The following is a 15,197-nucleotide window of genomic DNA, read 5'->3' as shown; positions in this document are numbered from 1 at the left end:
TGCATTTCGAAAATTATTTTTTGAATTTATTTACGCAAATAGAAATATCACTATGATAAAATATTGGTTATTTAGCTGTCTGCTTTTTGTTGCGATAGCTGTTGAAGCCCAGCGGCTTAATCCTGGATTTAACCTGTCCGAATATCAGGAAATGTTGCGAGTCAATGCACATATCTACGAACAGGATGGGAGCGATCCATCTGATATCCCAGCACCCGAGTATTCGAAATTGTCTTATAGAAGCCCAACCATGGGACTCAATAATTTGTATGAGTTATGGCAGCGGGATGAAAACACAGCTATTTTTTGTACGCGGGGATCAGTAGATGATAATCTAAGCTGGCTGGCAAATCTCTATGCCGCAATGGTTCCAGCTATAGGTAAATTGGAAATAGATACTAATTTTGTATTTGATTATAAATTGTCTAATGATCCCAATGCGGCTGTTCATGTCGGATACCTAATTAGTACAGCCTTTCTTTCTAGGGATATGTTGCCCAAAATAGATTCACTTTATCAACAGGGTACAAAGGATATTCTGATTGTCGGACATAGTCAGGGTGGAGGAATCAGTTATCTGTTAACGGCTTATTTCTATCAATTGCAAGATGCTGGCCGCTTGCCGAAAGACATTCGGTTCAAGACCTACTGCACGGCTGCGCCTAAACCTGGTAACCTTTATTTCGCCTATGAATATGAAAATAGAAGTTATGGTTGGGCTTACCAAATTGTTAATCCCAAAGATTGGGTTCCACAGATGCCATTTACTGTACAGCAGCTTCAAGATCTTCCAAGTAGAAATCCCGTAACACCAATAGCCTCCACGATCAAGAAGCAGGGGATAAAGAAAAGAATCGCTTTTCGGATGTTGAAAAATCCATCACAGAAAGCTGTAGTGAATTATCAAAAGATCTTGGGTAAACAGGTTTCAAAAATGGTTAAGAAATATTTGCCGAATTTTAAAGAACCGACCTATTTTCCTAGCAATGATTATGTCCGTACAGGGACACATGTTATTTTAGCTCCTGATGCGGAGTACTTCAGGGTGTTTGATGAACAAAAAAGCGATGAAATGATGCTGCACCATTCCTTGAAGCCTTATTATAGACTGGCTTTAGCGGTAAAACCTACATTTCTGTAAGTAATAAGACAGGCTGTGCATTATATCGAGCTGCCATCACAGCCGTGTTTTGTGATGTTGAGTAAAACAAATAATGACTCGTTTTAGTGCTGATGAATGTATTTGCGCTGACAATAAAAAAGGCTAGGTGAACCGATTTCCTAGCCTTCACGATATAACTCATCCTATGCTATAACGATCAAATAACAATGGAATAACGGAAAAGTTTTTTTGTGGCCAACGGGAGTCTTTTTTATACTAGAATCTTTCAGCCCAGCATAAGTTATTGGCTAGTTCTATACTAGAAAATTCAATATGGATAACTCTTCTACGTTTGTTGTTGCTTGTGCGTTTGGAACTATGGAGTAATAGTGGTTTCATAATCATAATTCCGCCTTCCGGGACAGGACAGTTTTTTTCCTGTTCCATGGTCCAATCGATGGTTTCGGGACGGTATATTCCTTTGTTGTGTGATCCTGGAATAATATTTAGTGCACCATTCTCCGCATCCGTGTCATCAAGATGAATTCTTATCGTAACTATATTTTCCAAAATTTCCAGCGGTGGCTGTACTGCATATTGATTATGTTTGACCGTCCAGTTCGAAAAACCTTCAGAATCAGTTTTTTCGAGCACAGATATCGTTAAGTCTTGGTGGTATGATACATACCAATTTGATGTTGCGGGTTTATCGAAATAGATGCTCTTTACAATAAAATGGTCTGCTCCCAGTAATTTAGAAATAACATCTTTAAGGTTATCATTGAAAATTATAGTATATATGGCAGGTATTTCTTTAATTACCTGGCGGATCGCAAAAAGATCAGAGGAACGCCTGAATGTATCTCTTGAATGATCTTGGTTTTCAATCATGGTTACCAATTGCTCAACTTCATTTCTGCTAAAGACATTCTCGATGACAGTGAAACCGTCTTCTTTTATCTCGTTTTTTTTAATTGTTATTTTTTCGGATGTAAGCATCGCTGTTATTTACTATTGGACATGGTGTTATTCTAAAACTTATGCGCTATGGTCCCTATTTAGTAGATTCAACCTTGAAATTGACAAAACGTAAGTATTGTACAGGCACGTAGTCAGTGAGCCAGACACCATTTTCGGATAAGAAAAAATCAAATCTATCTTTAAACATAGCTAATGCATTTATTTCGAATAAAATAGGTTTTCCATGTCGTTGTCCGACTGATTTTGCAGTTTCGATGTCCTTACTTAGGTGCACATGCAGTCTATTCTGTTTTTTTATTCCCTGCTCAATGATTGAATTTGCATATTGCATCGCTGTGCCATGGTATAGGACATCAGGTGGAACCTCTGGACGCAATCCGAGTTCAATAGGAATAGAATGCCCCTGATTTGCTCTGATTCTCTTAAAACTATCATCGAAAGCGAATCTCTTTTTCGGATTCGTGTCAACAATATGCTTAAGCATATCCAATGTCAATTCGTGATTATGATCATTAACTTTTTGAATCAACAGGTCTGTATCGGCCCAACCATTCTCATCAAGTTCGATCCCAATACGCTCCGGTACATGCCGAAGTATTAGGCTTAAAAATTTGCTAGTTGCTACTTCTTTTTTATTCATAAATCATTTTCAATAGCCAATCAAGTCGAAGTAAATTTACTTTTTTTATTTTTTGATCGCCTTCTTTTTTGTTAGGAATTGACCGACAATAAAAAATATTCGTTTTGAGCTGATATTCGGTAGTTGTTCCATACCGCTTACATACCGTTGATATTCTAATTTTCAATCTTGATTCCCACCTAAATTTGTATAGAAATAGCAAATAAAGTAAAATGCTGGCCGCCTTTATCGGAATAAAATTGGACTCCAGATAAGAAAAAGGAGGCGATTAACATCAAAGTAAATTATAATAATAAAAGAAGACATGAATATTAAAGAACATCAATTGGTAGGTGTGTCCTATAAGGATACACCTAATAAAAGCGGTAATATCAAGCCTATTTATATCATCATGCATTATGATGGAGCATCCAATGCTACCAGTGCGATTTATTGGATGTCAGATCCAAAAAGTAAAGTTTCTGCGCACGTGCATATCAGTCGCGAGGGTGTTGTAACACAACTGGCGCGATTCAATGTCAAATGTTGGCATGCAGGACTGAGTTCGTGGGCTGGCTTGAAAGATCTGAACAGATACAGTATTGGGATTGAGTTGCAAAATAAGGGGACAGAATCTTATACCGAAAAGCAGATCAATGCAGCGATAGAAGTCTGTCAGGCAATTATCGCCAATTATCCCATTCGGGAAATTTTGGGGCATAGTGATATTGCCCCTGGAAGAAAGGAGGATCCGGGAGCACAATTCCCTTGGATGAAGTTTAAGCCACTAATAAAAAATAACTACTATGGAACTACTTGAAATTTTGGAAAAGCTGATTATTCCTATCGTTACTGCTATCGGAGGTTACTTTGTCGGTCGTCCCAAGCAGCAGGCGGAAGTGGAAGCTACAAATGTGGAGAATGCCGGGAAAGTGATCGATAAGTGGGAAGGTTATGCAAACCGGCTGGAAAAAGATATAGAACATTTAAGAGCCATTATAGAAGATCTCAACGAAGGGCTGAAACTCGCGAATGAGGATCGCATAGCCTGCTCGAAGATATTGGCCGAGTTGCAGGTGAAATATGATGACCTGATGAAGCTTTATAATGAATTGCAGATTGAACTAAAAAGAGTGAAAAATGAAAAATATACTTCGATTGACCGTAATGCTACTGCTCGTTAGTAGCTGCGGTTTATTTAAAAAGATTACTAAAACAAAGGAGTCGCGGACAGTGGAGGCGAACGAAAAAATGGCCGAACTGTCAAGCGTGGATTCTAGTAGAAGGCACTTGGAGATTGAGCAATCATATAATCGACTCTTGACACGGAGCGAGGCTCTGATGCAGATCGAAGGTGAGGCGATTGAGATTAGTCCGAATGGAGTTGTGCGAATAGGTAAGGGACGGGTAAATAAACGCCGAACGCATTATTCTGATAGCACTAATGGTTTTGAGAAATATCTTTCTGATCAGCGTCGGGAGATTGCCCACAATGTTCAGTACAAAGAAGATAAAATACGGATAGATGGAAGGACTTCAAAACGGACGGTACAGCCGGCTGGAACAAATATATTCTATTTTTTGATAGGCTTACTTGTCGTGATATGCCTTTTGGTCTGGTGGTTGCGTCGGAGAGCGTAATAATTGGATAAAAGATTATTATACCGATCATTGAAAACTTGCTGCTCGTTTGTTTTATGATCGGTATAAATTCTTGGGAAACCAATCTTATTTATCATTGAAACGTTTGTTAATGAAATAATAATTTGTCGCTTGCTTGATATCTTTCTTAAAGTCGTTATACATGTCAAATTGGTTACATGCGCAGATGATGGACTTTTGTAAGGTATCACTATTTATCTTTAAATATGGACCCAGTTCCTTGTATATCGTGCTTTTTACTTTAGTCTTTAGGTTATCCAGTTTTTCTGGCTGAAAAATACGCAAGACAACGGCGATTGCTTTGTAACGATGCTGGATATCTTTATAGTTGATGTACTCACCCATAATCTGTTGCGAGGGGATACCCATAAATTCACAATAACAATCGATGACCTGACTGATCTTGGAAAGATCGGGCTCGTATATTTTGTCAATTGATCTCAAAATTTCGGGATGGTTCTCTTTTAAGAAACTCATAATGAAAGAATAATATAAAGTGTTCATACGCTGGGAATAGGTCTTATCTTTTCGTTGACTTGTAATTGTTGTTAAACTTTTTGATTGCATTAGCACGGTCATCAATTCCATACTCTGTGTTTCTTTTGAAATAATGCCAAATTTCCTGATATGCTGATGCTTCAATCCTATTGAGCTGTTTAGCTGCGAATTTGTTGTGATGATGCGTTCCATTTTTATGTTCATTTAAAGTGTATATTTTTTGTTCTGTTTTACTGCCCCTAATCATTCAAAGTCATTGACGGTTCTTTTCTTTCTATTGGATTTGCCGATAGTAAGCATTAAGTATCCATAATGTTTGTTAAACAAAGTTAAACAAATTTGTTAATCATTCAAGAGTTTAAATGTTAATTTTGTTGAATTTTTAGTCTTAATTGAAAATAGTTAAACTTATTTGTTTAATTGTAATGCATTGATAATGAGTTTATAGTGTTTTTGTTTGTTTTATTTATTTGTTTAGGTTTAATATCTTGTGTAACTTAGTGTCAGATTGTTATGAATTAGTGTAACATTTGTTAAATACCCTATAAAAACATGGAAACTTATCCAGATAATAATTTTGAGATTTTGCGCTTGGAGATGGGAATTACCAATCGGGAATTTGCGGGCTTATTGGGGGTGCGTGAACAGGTGTATTCGCGTATCAAGAAAGGTGAATATCCGATCGGTCTCACGATGAAAACCCGTATTCAAAACGCTTTTCCTCAAGTTCAATACGATTGGCTGCTTTATGGAAAAGGAGAACGAAATCAGTCCGGTGCAATCATTCAGTCTGATACTGTTTCCATGATCAATGTAGGAAACGGAAAATCTATCGGATATTTTTCCAGTGATGTCAAATTTATTGACGAGAATAAGAACAATATATTCTTTGAGGTGTCTCCCGGACGCTATTTGATGCAGACCAAGCTCGTAACCGAGAAGGCAAAAGCGGGTTATCTTTCGGGATTTTCGGATGCTGAATACATGGATGATTTACCCGCACATTTTATTACCGTAAATGAATTTCACAAAGGAGCTTACCGTTCCTTTGAAGTGAGTGGTGATAGTATGACAGACGGGACTGATGCCAGTGTCCTTGACGGCGATATTGTTACCGGACGTTTGATTAAACGAGAATTGTGGCAGTCAAAATTTCATACCCATAAATATAGATATTGGGTCGTCGTACATCGATATGAAGGAGTGATTATTAAGGAAATTGCTCATCACGATGTCGCTAATGGAATCCTTACATTACGTTCCCTCAATACGGACAAAGCTACTTATCCAGACTTTGAAGTTAGCTTGGATGATGTGGACCAGATCTTTAATGTTGTTGATATCAGCCGCTCATTATAAAGATGTTCAGTACATTTTTGTCTTCCACTGGACATCTTTGAAGTGATCAACCATAATCAAACCTTGTTTCGCAAATAAAACCCGCTTTTATTTGCGAAACAAGATTCCTGTTGCTCCTGCATATAGCTACTTGTATGCCCAATTGTATCACCGCTTTCTCGTCCTAAGACTGTTTTAAATAATAAAGAGATTCTTAATATCCGGAAAATATAAACCCTATGGCTCACAAGTTGTTAGTTTTTTGACTAAAAAATATAGTAAATAAAACTAATTTAATTAGTTTTATTTACTATATTTGAATATGAATTGGAAGCAGATGAACATGTTTAATGTATGGTGTCTTAGCGTCGAACAGTATATATAATATACGCTATTACAAACAACCCTATATAAAGGACATTGGTTGCTCATTATTCTTGCATGTTCATTGCTTTCAATTTCTATAAATCTAAGTGGTTAAATACGGCGTGTGCAGCGCATACGAGCAATAGAAACTTTAGAGAGATGAATATCCCATTGACGAATGCTATCCTTCAGGACTTAAAATGTAAAGGCTATAATATACTTAAGTCTGAGAATACTGTGGAAGATACGAATCAGTATTTTGTTCCGATAAAAGTGAATGATTTGTGGAGATTTCTGGAAGAGTTTAACAAAGAGTCTGCAACAATAGTGGTCGAAGATATCCTCGATGTTTCTGAGGGAACCTTGGAAGGTAAATTTATTAGGGTATTTTAGAACTTAATCTAATTTCAAGTATAGATCCCGGATCGTATCGTGGAGATAGACTGTTCATAGGGGCTGCCATTTACTAATCCATCATATGTTTATTTTTAAGGCCAGGTTTTTCAACCTGGCTTTTTGTGTTTAAAAGAAGCGTTCCAAGTCCCAAAAGCAAACCCTTTCGGATTTGGAAAATGATTATCGGGGGATGCCAACGAAATTAGATAAACTAGGGCTGTTTGACCTTCTTGGCTCTCTTGTTGTAAAGAGATTCCCCGGGCAATAATCTCTGTAAACTCTAGTATGACACCCCTCAAATGGACTAATGGAATTTTATCTTGCCAGCAATTACACTTATTAATAGTCTGATATGAGATGTTGTGCTACTTAGTTTTGTCGCTTTTGGTTTGTAACAGAGGAATAAATTTCTCATAACCTTCCGCTTTCATTTGATCTTTTGGGATAAAGCGTAGTGAAGCACTGTTGATACAATAACGTAGTCCCCCTTGTTCAGTCGGCCCATCATTAAAAACATGGCCTAAATGAGCGTCACCTGTTTTGCTTCTCACTTCAGTTCTATTCATCCCAAAAGACCTATCGCTTTTTTCGGCAATCAGCCGATCATTGATCGGTTTAGAAAAGCTTGGCCATCCGCAATCGGATTCAAACTTATCTGTAGAAATAAATAGGGGCTCGCCTGTGGTCACGTCAACATAAATGCCTTCTCGAAATTCATTCCAATAAGCATTGTCAAAAGCCTTTTCAGTAGCATTGTTTTGAGTAACATCATATTGTAATGCAGTCAGCTCCTTTTTCAGTGTTTTTTTGTCCACTTTATTGTACTTAGCCGGTTTCGGATTTGCCTGTCGCGCTTTCTCAAATAGGTCAGCAGGAATATGGCAGTAACCCTGAGGATTTTTCTCTAAATAATTTTGATGATAATTTTCAGCAGTATAGAAATTCCGTAGGGGACCAATTTCTACAACAAGCTTTGAGCTATAGCTCTTTGCAAGCTGAGCAATCTCATCCCGGATCGTTTTTTCATCCTCTTTCTTTGTAAAGTAAATTCCTGTCCGATATTGAGTACCAATATCATTACCCTGTTTATCCATGCTTGTCGGGTCAATTGTTTTAAAGTATAAGTCGATCAACAATTTCAAATCAACTAGCGTAGGATCATAATCGACTTTTACGGCTTCTACAAACCCAGTATTACCCGTTGATACCTGTTCATAGCTCGGTTTGTCAAGATTCCCATTCGCATACCCAACTTCTGTAGCTGTTACCCCTCTTATTTGTTTGAAGTAATGTTCTGTCCCCCAAAAGCAGCCCCCCGCAAAGTAGATTTCGCTAGTTTTACTGTTATGAGCTGAGTTCTTTTCTGGAGCTGATGCTTTCTCTTCTCCTTGTGAAAAGCCTATTTTGACTATTATCAAGCCTATAAAGGCGAGAATAGTGATGGTCCATATAATTTTCATGATCTTTTATTTTTTAGCTGATTGCAGTAAATTGATTCCAAACCCAAGAAATAGTATATCCTTAAGGATAAAGAAATCTGTCACAGGAACTCCGTCTACATGTTTGAACATATTTGGTGTTGTAAAGAGATAACTTAAAGTCATCGTAAAAATAATACATACCCCAATTCCGGCGTATCGTCTCAATTGCCTAAATTTTAAACTCAGTAAGATAAGTATGGCAACAGCTATTTCAACAATACCAACAATATTGGACACCATTTGTTCACTCCATAGTTTGTATAGCCAGGAAGAGAGTGGATGATTCGCTATCAATGGCTTTATGGCCATCGCCTCCGTTGGGGTAAATTTGAAAATCCCTAGCCACAGAAGAATGAAGACTATGCCGAATGTGGAAATGTAGAAACCCCATTGCGATGATGGTGGGGAATTTTTTGTTTGCGTTATGAGATGCATTTTTCTAAAATTTTAATTTGTACTTACTGTTTCCCTTTTAGTAGCATGCACTTCAAAATCCTGACAAAAAAAATCCTTTTATTTTAACTTGTCTTTTAATTTGTCTTTAAAGAGCTCTAGTTCATTTTTACTGAATTTTTCAGGAGCATCTTGTGTGAATATCTTTTTCATCATACTTTCCATTGCATGTACTTTGCGGTTATAGGCACGGCACCACTTACAGATCATAAGATGTAGCCTTAAGCGTATTTTTTGGAAAAATGGAATCTCACCAGCATTTTGCTGTTCGATAAGCAGTGTTGCTTGTTTGCAGGGCATTATCAATATATGAATAAGTTGTTTTATCATTGCTTACGAAATCATGAGATATTAAACCAGTTAAATTCCAGGCACTCCCGAAGTTGCATACGACTTCGTTGGAGGATTTTCCATAGATTAGTTGTCGTAAGGCCAGTTTCCTGACATACGCTAGCCGCTTTTTTTTCTTCTAAATAATAGAGCTTTACCGGGATAAGCCATTTTAGGGGCAATTTGTCCATACACTCAGCCATTACGCTATTAAAATCGCTGTTGTCAAGGAGGTTGTCGTCTTTTTCATTCCAGTCTTGTAGAATATCATCATGTTTCCATGATCCCTCATTATCAAAATAATGAGCTAGTGGAATATTGCCTGTATGCCGGTACTTTTTACGGTAAAACTCAGCGACCTTATTCTTAAGAATAGCCATTAGCCAAGTCTTTACATTGCTCCGCCCCTGGAAAGAATGGTATGATTCGAATGCAGACATAAATACATTTTGGACTATATCTTCTGCGTCTTGTCGGTCAGAAAGCAAAAAAAGAGCGCTATTGAGAAGTGTATCACTATAGATATCAATCCATTGTTGTAGATGTTCTGATCGCTTGTCCATGTGGTCAATTATAATCCTATAAAATTAGAAATAGTTTTTTGATACTTCCTATCTAATCAAAATTGATTACGGCTATCACAGAATTAGCTCTCTAAAAATTGGATCATAATCACTAAAAGAACAATAAGAAGAAAGCAAATGATAGTAATTGAAAGGATATACTGTTTTTTATTCCTTTTTATGAAAAAACTGTTCGCTTTCCAAATAAAAAATATATAAGCAAGTAAGGGATAAGCTATACCAAAAATCTTCGCCCAATACGAACTGACAGCGAAGAGAAGGAAGAGGGAAATCAACAAATATGAAACCGCTAGTGATAGATGAAATTTTCTAAAATATGGGACAAAAGCTTTTATGTCAAACTGTTGCTTTTCTGTTGACGAAAGGGAGTTATATCCAGAAAGTGACGAGGCTGCATTCTCTTCGGTGACTAGAAAAGCAACTGTCGCCAAAATTACGCTTAATACTAAAACTAAAGTAATCATCTGTCAAAAATTGTTTTTTGTGATCCTATTTTGTCTATTTTCTATTGAAACCTTACTTCGTTCCTTTAGTTCCATTTTCTGTAATTCTTGGGGATTAAAGGAACTCCTTTTGGGAAATAAAACCCGTTAAAATCAAAGTAAAAAAAAGTTCCAGTTTCCGCATGTCTTATCTGTAGGAGCGCTTTTAAATTTTGGGCTGTACTAATGTACCTGTAATCAAAGTGGTCATTTCCTAAAACTGAAGCATTTCCTTGCTGCGTATTGACAAGGACCAATTGTGTCTGATCATCTTTTGCCGGAATTAAGCTAAATTCGTCGTTCAGCACAATTGTTTTATTTTGAGCGGTGATTATCTGGTTTTCAAGGTTTGGTGGAGGCATCATACTACCCCGTAGTTCAATTTCATGATTGAATAGTTTTTTGATTGCTACATTCTGGTAAATTGTATTGCCTAATTTTTTAAAATGTATATCATAGACTTCAACCATTTGGTTAGATTCTGGAATATTATATTTCTGGCCGAAAGCACGTTGGATCGCATTTTTGCTACCCAAGACAAATCCAACCAAAGTTATGGGGGCATCTTCATTTATTCGATATACCAGATCAAAACTTTCAAAATTCGGTAAGGAATTTATACGGGCAAAGTTTTTATCGGCACTCAAAACATCGTAGGTTTCATCCGTTTTTAGTGCCCAGATATATTGCTTGCCATCCAAGCTTTCATTGTCCCACGCGTCATGATTTGGTTCAATGCTTTGGTATCGGGTTGTTAACTGTATAAGAGGACTTCCGGGCTTTAAGAGAGCTGAGTTTCCACCCACTTCAAAGTGATAATAACTGTCTTTGTTGATTTTCAAGCGGCCACATGCACTATCAAAATGCCCAGAAAATTGTTCCTGTCCCGAATAGGCATCAACTACAGTATCTTCCTTTTCATTTTTCGAGATAATATAACTACAGAAGTCTCCAATGACATAATACCTGTTCCGGCCATCCATTAGAGTGTCCGGATACAGAAGTTCTGCTGTGGATACATCCATTAAACCCAATTTACCTTCAAATTTGAACGGAATAAGTTGGGGTCGTTCTTGAGCAAATACAAATAGTTGTATTGAAAAGAGAACACAAGTGAAAATAAATTTCATGATAAATTTACATTTAACAATGGCATCGATCACGATTGATTCGAACATTTAAACTTGAATTTACAAAAATAAATTTATTCAGGTGTTAAAGTTCTGTTGTGTACTTGTGCACTCTTCCGTTTTTTATATCTAAAAAAGACAGCTATTGGAGAAGATTACTTTTATTTTTCAAAAAGCCATTTTATGCCTACAACTAACATAATGATAAAGGCAATAACATATTTTATTTTAATTGCGTGTTGTTTTCTATAAGCGATGTAAATCCCCAGAGCCATGATAAGGGCAAATCCAATAATTATCCATCCAAAAGAGAAGCTGTTTCCAAGCTGAATATTGATCATATTTTTAGTTTTTATTAACGAGTTTGATCGGGTTTATAGCATGATTTTTTAATCTTTTTCGAAGGTCACGTCAGTTATTTTATAGTTGAAATTGTTTTTGTCCCTTTCACCTTCAGGTTTTTCTAATTCACTGTAATGTACAGTACCCGTCATTTTAAATGTGGTATGCGTATCGAGATTGATTTTCTCTCCGTTTTTATCAATGACATGGAAGTTTTTTAATGTATAGTTTTTTTGGTCTGCTGGGAGTTCAAATAGAACACTGTTTTTTTCTGTTCCAACAGGTAACATAACACTGAATGCTGTAAATTTCTCCGAACTGATTGCATGAGGTTTTACAACAAAATGCATCGCCATGGTTTTTGACTTTCCCGATGAAAACGTAAAAGAGGGAGCATCAAATTCACCGGTTAACTCGATGGTCTTATTCTGATTGTCATAGTTGGATTCCATGGCTTTAATCGTATCTACTGATGTTCCATTACATGCAGATAAGGACATTAAGCCTATGGAGGACAATAACAGGGCGGGGATTATGTTTTGTGTTTTCATTGGATTTTTTTTTATTAGTTTACGTTCAAGATAATTTCATCTGGATTTTTTATAAAAGTACAATAGAAACTGTTACGCTTTCTAGCAGGATTTAAATCCGTTGACAATGAATTTAAATCCGTATGCTCTGCTGCTTTTTTCGTCTTTTACCTGATTGATCATCCGCTATATCAGTACTTCTATTGGGGTAGACAATATGCGATCTTATGTGTAAAAATAGCCAGCTCAGGAAGCTGGCATGAAAAGAGGGTTGCCTGATGGGGGAAGCCTTTTAAAGGAATTACAAAGAAGTCCAGAACGGCGTGAAAGAAAATGTGCCGCTTTGGTCGTTATTAATCTTTTGATTTGAAAAATATAAGACTGACAATTAAAAAAACTAAGGTTAGAAAAGAGAATACAGTTCGTAGGTTATTCCAGAACACCCACGGTTCCTCAATAAGAAGGCGCATTCGTTGTAAAGCATCAGACGTCGCGCCTGCGATATCGAGCGTATCCAATTGATTGTTTAGCGGAACATTCTTTGCGGCTGTAATAATAAATACACCGATGATATAACTGGCGCATGCAGCAGCGATCAAATAGAACTTCGGAGAAGATAAATCGAAATACATCACCGATGAAGCAATTAACAATAATGGTGCTCCTAGAAAACAGATATAAAATACTGGATTTAAAATTTCTCTGTTGATATTTTGCATTGCCATCAAATAACCCCTGTCATCCAGTTTGTGAAGCCCAAGATTGACGGAAAACGTGTAGGCAAAAAAGAGCCCGGATATTAATGCCGATGTTGTCACAGCAGCAGCTAAAGTGATTTCTTGTAGTTTCATTGATGGTGATTTAAATATATTATATTTAATTTCTTAGGGTAAAATTCGTTATTAGCATGAATCCAAAATAGAATAAAAGCGACAATTTTATCGTTTGCCAAATGTATGGGGAGTTACTCCTGTGAAAGCTTTGAAAACTCGAATAAAATGTGATTGGTCAGAGAATCCATTCGTATAAACAATTTCGCTTATCTCCCTAAAATCATTCGTTGTTAATTGAGTGAGTGAAGATTGAAATTGGACTATTTTCGCGAATTGTTTTGCGGATATTCCAGTCTCTTTGAGAAATCTTCTTTCAAGTGTTCGGATGTGCAATTTTTCTTTTTTGGCGATCTCTTTGATAGGCACAGTGCCCTTTTTATCTATAATGAATTGAATTACACCCTTTATTGAAAAATCTAGCTTGTTTCTTTTCTGCTCAAAATAACTTATAAGAAACTTGGATATTATGATGACCTTTTCTTGAATAGTTGGAGAGGACAGGATTTCTGTAATAAGTTCATTGAGTTTTGTTCCCGGTCTATTATTTAAATCATAGCAGTTGTCATTGATATCTTCGGGATTTATTTCCCAAAAAGCACGTAATACAAAAGGATAAAATTGAAAAATAATGATTTTAAAGGGGCCGTTAAGGTCAATGGTAATGGGTTTGATTGTTTGGCCATATAAGAAGATTATGGGCATTTTTTTACCATGAGGTTGAATGGTTAAACCCGCTTCGGTTTGATGGAACAATAGCCCAGGGTATCCATCCGCAAAAAATGGAATGATCGTCTCCACATTGCTCTTGTTTTCGAATACCATAATATTCTTGACAAACAACGCAATGGATTGATCTGGAATAATGTTTTGCGTATCCATCAGTTGTATTTATTTTTATTATGAAACTCTTTATAGATCTAAATATAGATAAATCTTCACTAAATATAATATGGTTATTTTTAATCCTGACCTAGATAACATTACAAAAGGTTTAATGTTTTTACTAGTTCCCTTGCTGCTGCGCTTCCGGCTCGGTTAGCTCCGATTGTGGAGGAGGAAGGCCCATAGCCGACCAGATGAATGCGGGGTTCCTTTGCGACCCTTGTGGCCAGTCTCCCATCCATTAAGATGCCCCCATTTTCTTCTTTGGGCAGTACCGGATCTAAATGTTCCAATGCACTTTTGAAACCCGTATTCCAAAGGATAATATCTGCTTTTTCTTCGCTTCCATCTTCCCATTTTACACCAGTTTCAGTGATCTCACTAAACATGGGAAGTCGTGTGAGTGCCCCTCGTTTTTCCATCGCCCGGATTTCAGCTGAATAAGGCAGTCCCGTCACCGATACGACTGATAGCGGTGGTAACCCCTGCCGCACACGCTCCTCCACCATAGCCACAGCATTGTGACCCGCCATATCATCAAAAGGGCCTTCACGAAATAGTGGGGGACGTCGTGTGACCCATGTTGTTGTTGTCACTTCCGAAATCTGATCCAACAATTGGATGGCAGATATTCCGCCACCGACTATAATAACATGCTTGTTTCTGAAATAGTCCGCTGTTTTGAAATCTTTTGTATGAAGTTGCTCTCCTTGAAATAGTGTTGCTCCCGGGTAGAAAGGAATATAAGGATTCTCCCAGGTACCCGTGGCGTTAATAATGCCCGCTGCAGAAAACAACGTTTCAGTAGTATCTATATGAAAACGTTGCCCATGCAAGGACACCTTATCAACTTTAAGTGGTCGATAAACTTCTAGCCCATACCTTTTTTCATAGAGATCGAAATAATGTGGGACAGCTATATTTGCCTGTACCTCGGTCTCATTATTTGTCAATGTTTCTTCAAATGACATACCTGGTAGGTCATGGATTTTGTTAACCGTGCTTAATGTGAGCGAAGACCAGCGAAATTGCCAAGCACCACCAGGAGCGGGGGCTTCATCCAAAATAATGAAGTCCCGATTAATCTCCAATCCCAATTTCTTTAAATGATAAGCAGAAGAAAGCCCGGCTTGTCCTGCACCGATTACCGCAATTTTGGTTTTGTAACGAATATTGTTTATCATCAAT

20 protein-coding genes are annotated in these 15,197 nt (G+C 37.2%); 6 read left to right on the top strand and 14 right to left on the bottom strand.

Translation table 11 applies throughout. The features are described from left to right. The first annotated feature begins 52 nt into the window (after positions 1–52). Positions 53–1,141: a lipase family protein gene (locus ABFX33_RS02125; RefSeq protein WP_257092927.1), complete on the top strand. Its 1,089-nt coding sequence runs from the start codon at positions 53–55 to the stop codon at positions 1,139–1,141. A 237-nt stretch (positions 1,142–1,378) separates the two neighbouring features. Here ABFX33_RS02125 and ABFX33_RS02120 read toward each other — a convergent pair whose 3' ends face one another. Both ABFX33_RS02120 and ABFX33_RS02115 read right to left on the bottom strand, forming a co-directional pair. Next, positions 1,379–2,101 (bottom strand): phytanoyl-CoA dioxygenase family protein, encoded by a 723-nt coding sequence (locus ABFX33_RS02120; protein ID WP_346084004.1) that lies wholly within the window; start codon positions 2,099–2,101, stop codon positions 1,379–1,381. A gap of 55 nt (positions 2,102–2,156) precedes the next feature. Next, complete coding sequence (locus tag ABFX33_RS02115; RefSeq protein ID WP_346084002.1) at positions 2,157–2,723, bottom strand: RNA 2'-phosphotransferase; 567 nt, start codon at positions 2,721–2,723, stop codon at positions 2,157–2,159. 304 nt (positions 2,724–3,027) lie between these two features. Here ABFX33_RS02115 and ABFX33_RS02110 point away from each other — a divergent pair, with 304 nt between their 5' ends. The 3 genes from ABFX33_RS02110 to ABFX33_RS02100 are packed head-to-tail and all read left to right on the top strand — an operon-like array spanning position 3,028 to position 4,343. Then, positions 3,028–3,522 (top strand): N-acetylmuramoyl-L-alanine amidase, encoded by a 495-nt coding sequence (locus ABFX33_RS02110; protein WP_346084001.1) that lies wholly within the window; start codon positions 3,028–3,030, stop codon positions 3,520–3,522. Beyond that, positions 3,509–3,886, top strand: coding sequence for a hypothetical protein (locus ABFX33_RS02105; RefSeq protein WP_257092921.1), 378 nt, complete (start codon positions 3,509–3,511; stop codon positions 3,884–3,886). The genes ABFX33_RS02110 and ABFX33_RS02105 overlap by 14 nt, the downstream gene beginning before the upstream one ends. Beyond that, positions 3,843–4,343, top strand: a complete 501-nt coding sequence (locus ABFX33_RS02100) for a hypothetical protein (protein ID WP_257092919.1) — start codon at positions 3,843–3,845, stop codon at positions 4,341–4,343. Before ABFX33_RS02105 ends, ABFX33_RS02100 begins: the two co-directional genes overlap by 44 nt. A gap of 87 nt (positions 4,344–4,430) precedes the next feature. Here the strand turns inward: ABFX33_RS02100 and ABFX33_RS02095 are convergent, their stop codons facing one another. Then, positions 4,431–5,066 carry a hypothetical protein gene (locus ABFX33_RS02095; RefSeq protein WP_346083999.1) on the bottom strand — a complete coding sequence of 212 codons (636 nt, stop codon included), beginning with the start codon at positions 5,064–5,066 and terminating at the stop codon, positions 4,431–4,433. 348 nt (positions 5,067–5,414) lie between these two features. Here ABFX33_RS02095 and ABFX33_RS02090 point away from each other — a divergent pair, with 348 nt between their 5' ends. Together ABFX33_RS02090 and ABFX33_RS02085 are read left to right on the top strand one after the other, a co-directional pair. Beyond that, a complete protein-coding gene (locus ABFX33_RS02090) occupies positions 5,415–6,221 on the top strand; it encodes a hypothetical protein (RefSeq protein WP_346083997.1) in 807 nt (268 codons plus the stop codon). A 504-nt stretch (positions 6,222–6,725) separates the two neighbouring features. Beyond that, the gene (locus tag ABFX33_RS02085) at positions 6,726–6,959 is read left to right on the top strand and encodes a hypothetical protein (RefSeq protein WP_346083996.1); all 234 of its coding nucleotides are present in this window, start codon (positions 6,726–6,728) and stop codon (positions 6,957–6,959) included. 368 nt (positions 6,960–7,327) lie between these two features. Here ABFX33_RS02085 and msrB read toward each other — a convergent pair whose 3' ends face one another. The 11 genes from msrB to ABFX33_RS02030 all read right to left on the bottom strand — a co-directional run bounded on the left by msrB (position 7,328) and on the right by ABFX33_RS02030 (position 15,193). Next, complete coding sequence (gene msrB / locus ABFX33_RS26685) at positions 7,328–8,422, bottom strand: peptide-methionine (R)-S-oxide reductase MsrB (RefSeq protein ID WP_428835640.1); 1,095 nt, start codon at positions 8,420–8,422, stop codon at positions 7,328–7,330. Positions 8,423–8,428: 6 nt separating this feature from the next. Beyond that, positions 8,429–8,878 (bottom strand): DUF417 family protein, encoded by a 450-nt coding sequence (locus tag ABFX33_RS02070; protein WP_346083995.1) that lies wholly within the window; start codon positions 8,876–8,878, stop codon positions 8,429–8,431. Positions 8,879–8,956: 78 nt separating this feature from the next. After that, positions 8,957–9,196, bottom strand: coding sequence for a hypothetical protein (locus tag ABFX33_RS02065; protein ID WP_346083993.1), 240 nt, complete (start codon positions 9,194–9,196; stop codon positions 8,957–8,959). A gap of 41 nt (positions 9,197–9,237) precedes the next feature. Continuing rightward, positions 9,238–9,789: a sigma-70 family RNA polymerase sigma factor gene (locus ABFX33_RS02060; RefSeq protein WP_346083991.1), complete on the bottom strand. Its 552-nt coding sequence runs from the start codon at positions 9,787–9,789 to the stop codon at positions 9,238–9,240. 83 nt (positions 9,790–9,872) lie between these two features. Then, positions 9,873–10,274 (bottom strand): DUF3784 domain-containing protein, encoded by a 402-nt coding sequence (locus ABFX33_RS26680; protein WP_428835639.1) that lies wholly within the window; start codon positions 10,272–10,274, stop codon positions 9,873–9,875. Positions 10,275–10,339: 65 nt separating this feature from the next. Next, positions 10,340–11,422 carry a hypothetical protein gene (locus ABFX33_RS02055; protein WP_346083990.1) on the bottom strand — a complete coding sequence of 361 codons (1,083 nt, stop codon included), beginning with the start codon at positions 11,420–11,422 and terminating at the stop codon, positions 10,340–10,342. Positions 11,423–11,583: 161 nt separating this feature from the next. Then, positions 11,584–11,763, bottom strand: a complete 180-nt coding sequence (locus ABFX33_RS02050; protein ID WP_346083989.1) for a hypothetical protein — start codon at positions 11,761–11,763, stop codon at positions 11,584–11,586. A gap of 48 nt (positions 11,764–11,811) precedes the next feature. Then, positions 11,812–12,315 carry a hypothetical protein gene (locus ABFX33_RS02045; RefSeq protein ID WP_346083988.1) on the bottom strand — a complete coding sequence of 168 codons (504 nt, stop codon included), beginning with the start codon at positions 12,313–12,315 and terminating at the stop codon, positions 11,812–11,814. Between the two features lie 332 nt (positions 12,316–12,647). Beyond that, on the bottom strand, positions 12,648–13,145 hold the full coding sequence (locus tag ABFX33_RS02040; RefSeq protein ID WP_346083987.1) for an anthrone oxygenase family protein: 498 nt from the start codon (positions 13,143–13,145) through the stop codon (positions 12,648–12,650). A gap of 87 nt (positions 13,146–13,232) precedes the next feature. After that, the gene (locus ABFX33_RS02035) at positions 13,233–14,006 is read right to left on the bottom strand and encodes a helix-turn-helix domain-containing protein (protein WP_346083986.1); all 774 of its coding nucleotides are present in this window, start codon (positions 14,004–14,006) and stop codon (positions 13,233–13,235) included. Between the two features lie 101 nt (positions 14,007–14,107). Next, complete coding sequence (locus tag ABFX33_RS02030; protein ID WP_346083984.1) at positions 14,108–15,193, bottom strand: NAD(P)-binding domain-containing protein; 1,086 nt, start codon at positions 15,191–15,193, stop codon at positions 14,108–14,110. Positions 15,194–15,197 lie beyond the last annotated feature (4 nt).

It is taken from the genome of Sphingobacterium ginsenosidimutans (assembly GCF_039536865.1).
In the GTDB taxonomy this organism is placed as follows: Bacteria; Bacteroidota; Bacteroidia; order Sphingobacteriales; family Sphingobacteriaceae; genus Sphingobacterium; species Sphingobacterium detergens.
This window is presented reverse-complemented; position numbering and strand designations above follow the sequence as displayed.

Excerpts from the sequence above, each read along its gene's own strand:
- ABFX33_RS02030 (WP_346083984.1), bottom strand. The coding sequence starts at position 15,193 with ATGATAAACAATATTCGTTACAAAACCAAAATTGCGGTAATCGGTGCA.
- ABFX33_RS02065 (WP_346083993.1), bottom strand. The coding sequence starts at position 9,196 with ATGCCCTGCAAACAAGCAACACTGCTTATCGAACAGCAAAATGCTGGT.
- ABFX33_RS02115 (WP_346084002.1), bottom strand. The coding sequence starts at position 2,723 with ATGAATAAAAAAGAAGTAGCAACTAGCAAATTTTTAAGCCTAATACTT.
- ABFX33_RS02110 (WP_346084001.1), top strand. The coding sequence starts at position 3,028 with ATGAATATTAAAGAACATCAATTGGTAGGTGTGTCCTATAAGGATACA.
- ABFX33_RS02095 (WP_346083999.1), bottom strand. The coding sequence starts at position 5,066 with ATGAACATAAAAATGGAACGCATCATCACAACAAATTCGCAGCTAAAC.
- ABFX33_RS02100 (WP_257092919.1), top strand. The coding sequence starts at position 3,843 with ATGAAAAATATACTTCGATTGACCGTAATGCTACTGCTCGTTAGTAGC.
- ABFX33_RS02085 (WP_346083996.1), top strand. The coding sequence starts at position 6,726 with ATGAATATCCCATTGACGAATGCTATCCTTCAGGACTTAAAATGTAAA.
- ABFX33_RS02060 (WP_346083991.1), bottom strand. The coding sequence starts at position 9,789 with ATGGACAAGCGATCAGAACATCTACAACAATGGATTGATATCTATAGT.
- ABFX33_RS02035 (WP_346083986.1), bottom strand. The coding sequence starts at position 14,006 with ATGGATACGCAAAACATTATTCCAGATCAATCCATTGCGTTGTTTGTC.
- msrB (WP_428835640.1), bottom strand. The coding sequence starts at position 8,422 with ATGAAAATTATATGGACCATCACTATTCTCGCCTTTATAGGCTTGATA.
- ABFX33_RS02105 (WP_257092921.1), top strand. The coding sequence starts at position 3,509 with ATGGAACTACTTGAAATTTTGGAAAAGCTGATTATTCCTATCGTTACT.
- ABFX33_RS02055 (WP_346083990.1), bottom strand. The coding sequence starts at position 11,422 with ATGAAATTTATTTTCACTTGTGTTCTCTTTTCAATACAACTATTTGTA.
- ABFX33_RS26680 (WP_428835639.1), bottom strand. The coding sequence starts at position 10,274 with ATGATTACTTTAGTTTTAGTATTAAGCGTAATTTTGGCGACAGTTGCT.
- ABFX33_RS02040 (WP_346083987.1), bottom strand. The coding sequence starts at position 13,145 with ATGAAACTACAAGAAATCACTTTAGCTGCTGCTGTGACAACATCGGCA.
- ABFX33_RS02070 (WP_346083995.1), bottom strand. The coding sequence starts at position 8,878 with ATGCATCTCATAACGCAAACAAAAAATTCCCCACCATCATCGCAATGG.
- ABFX33_RS02125 (WP_257092927.1), top strand. The coding sequence starts at position 53 with ATGATAAAATATTGGTTATTTAGCTGTCTGCTTTTTGTTGCGATAGCT.
- ABFX33_RS02090 (WP_346083997.1), top strand. The coding sequence starts at position 5,415 with ATGGAAACTTATCCAGATAATAATTTTGAGATTTTGCGCTTGGAGATG.
- ABFX33_RS02050 (WP_346083989.1), bottom strand. The coding sequence starts at position 11,763 with ATGATCAATATTCAGCTTGGAAACAGCTTCTCTTTTGGATGGATAATT.
- ABFX33_RS02120 (WP_346084004.1), bottom strand. The coding sequence starts at position 2,101 with ATGCTTACATCCGAAAAAATAACAATTAAAAAAAACGAGATAAAAGAA.
- ABFX33_RS02045 (WP_346083988.1), bottom strand. The coding sequence starts at position 12,315 with ATGAAAACACAAAACATAATCCCCGCCCTGTTATTGTCCTCCATAGGC.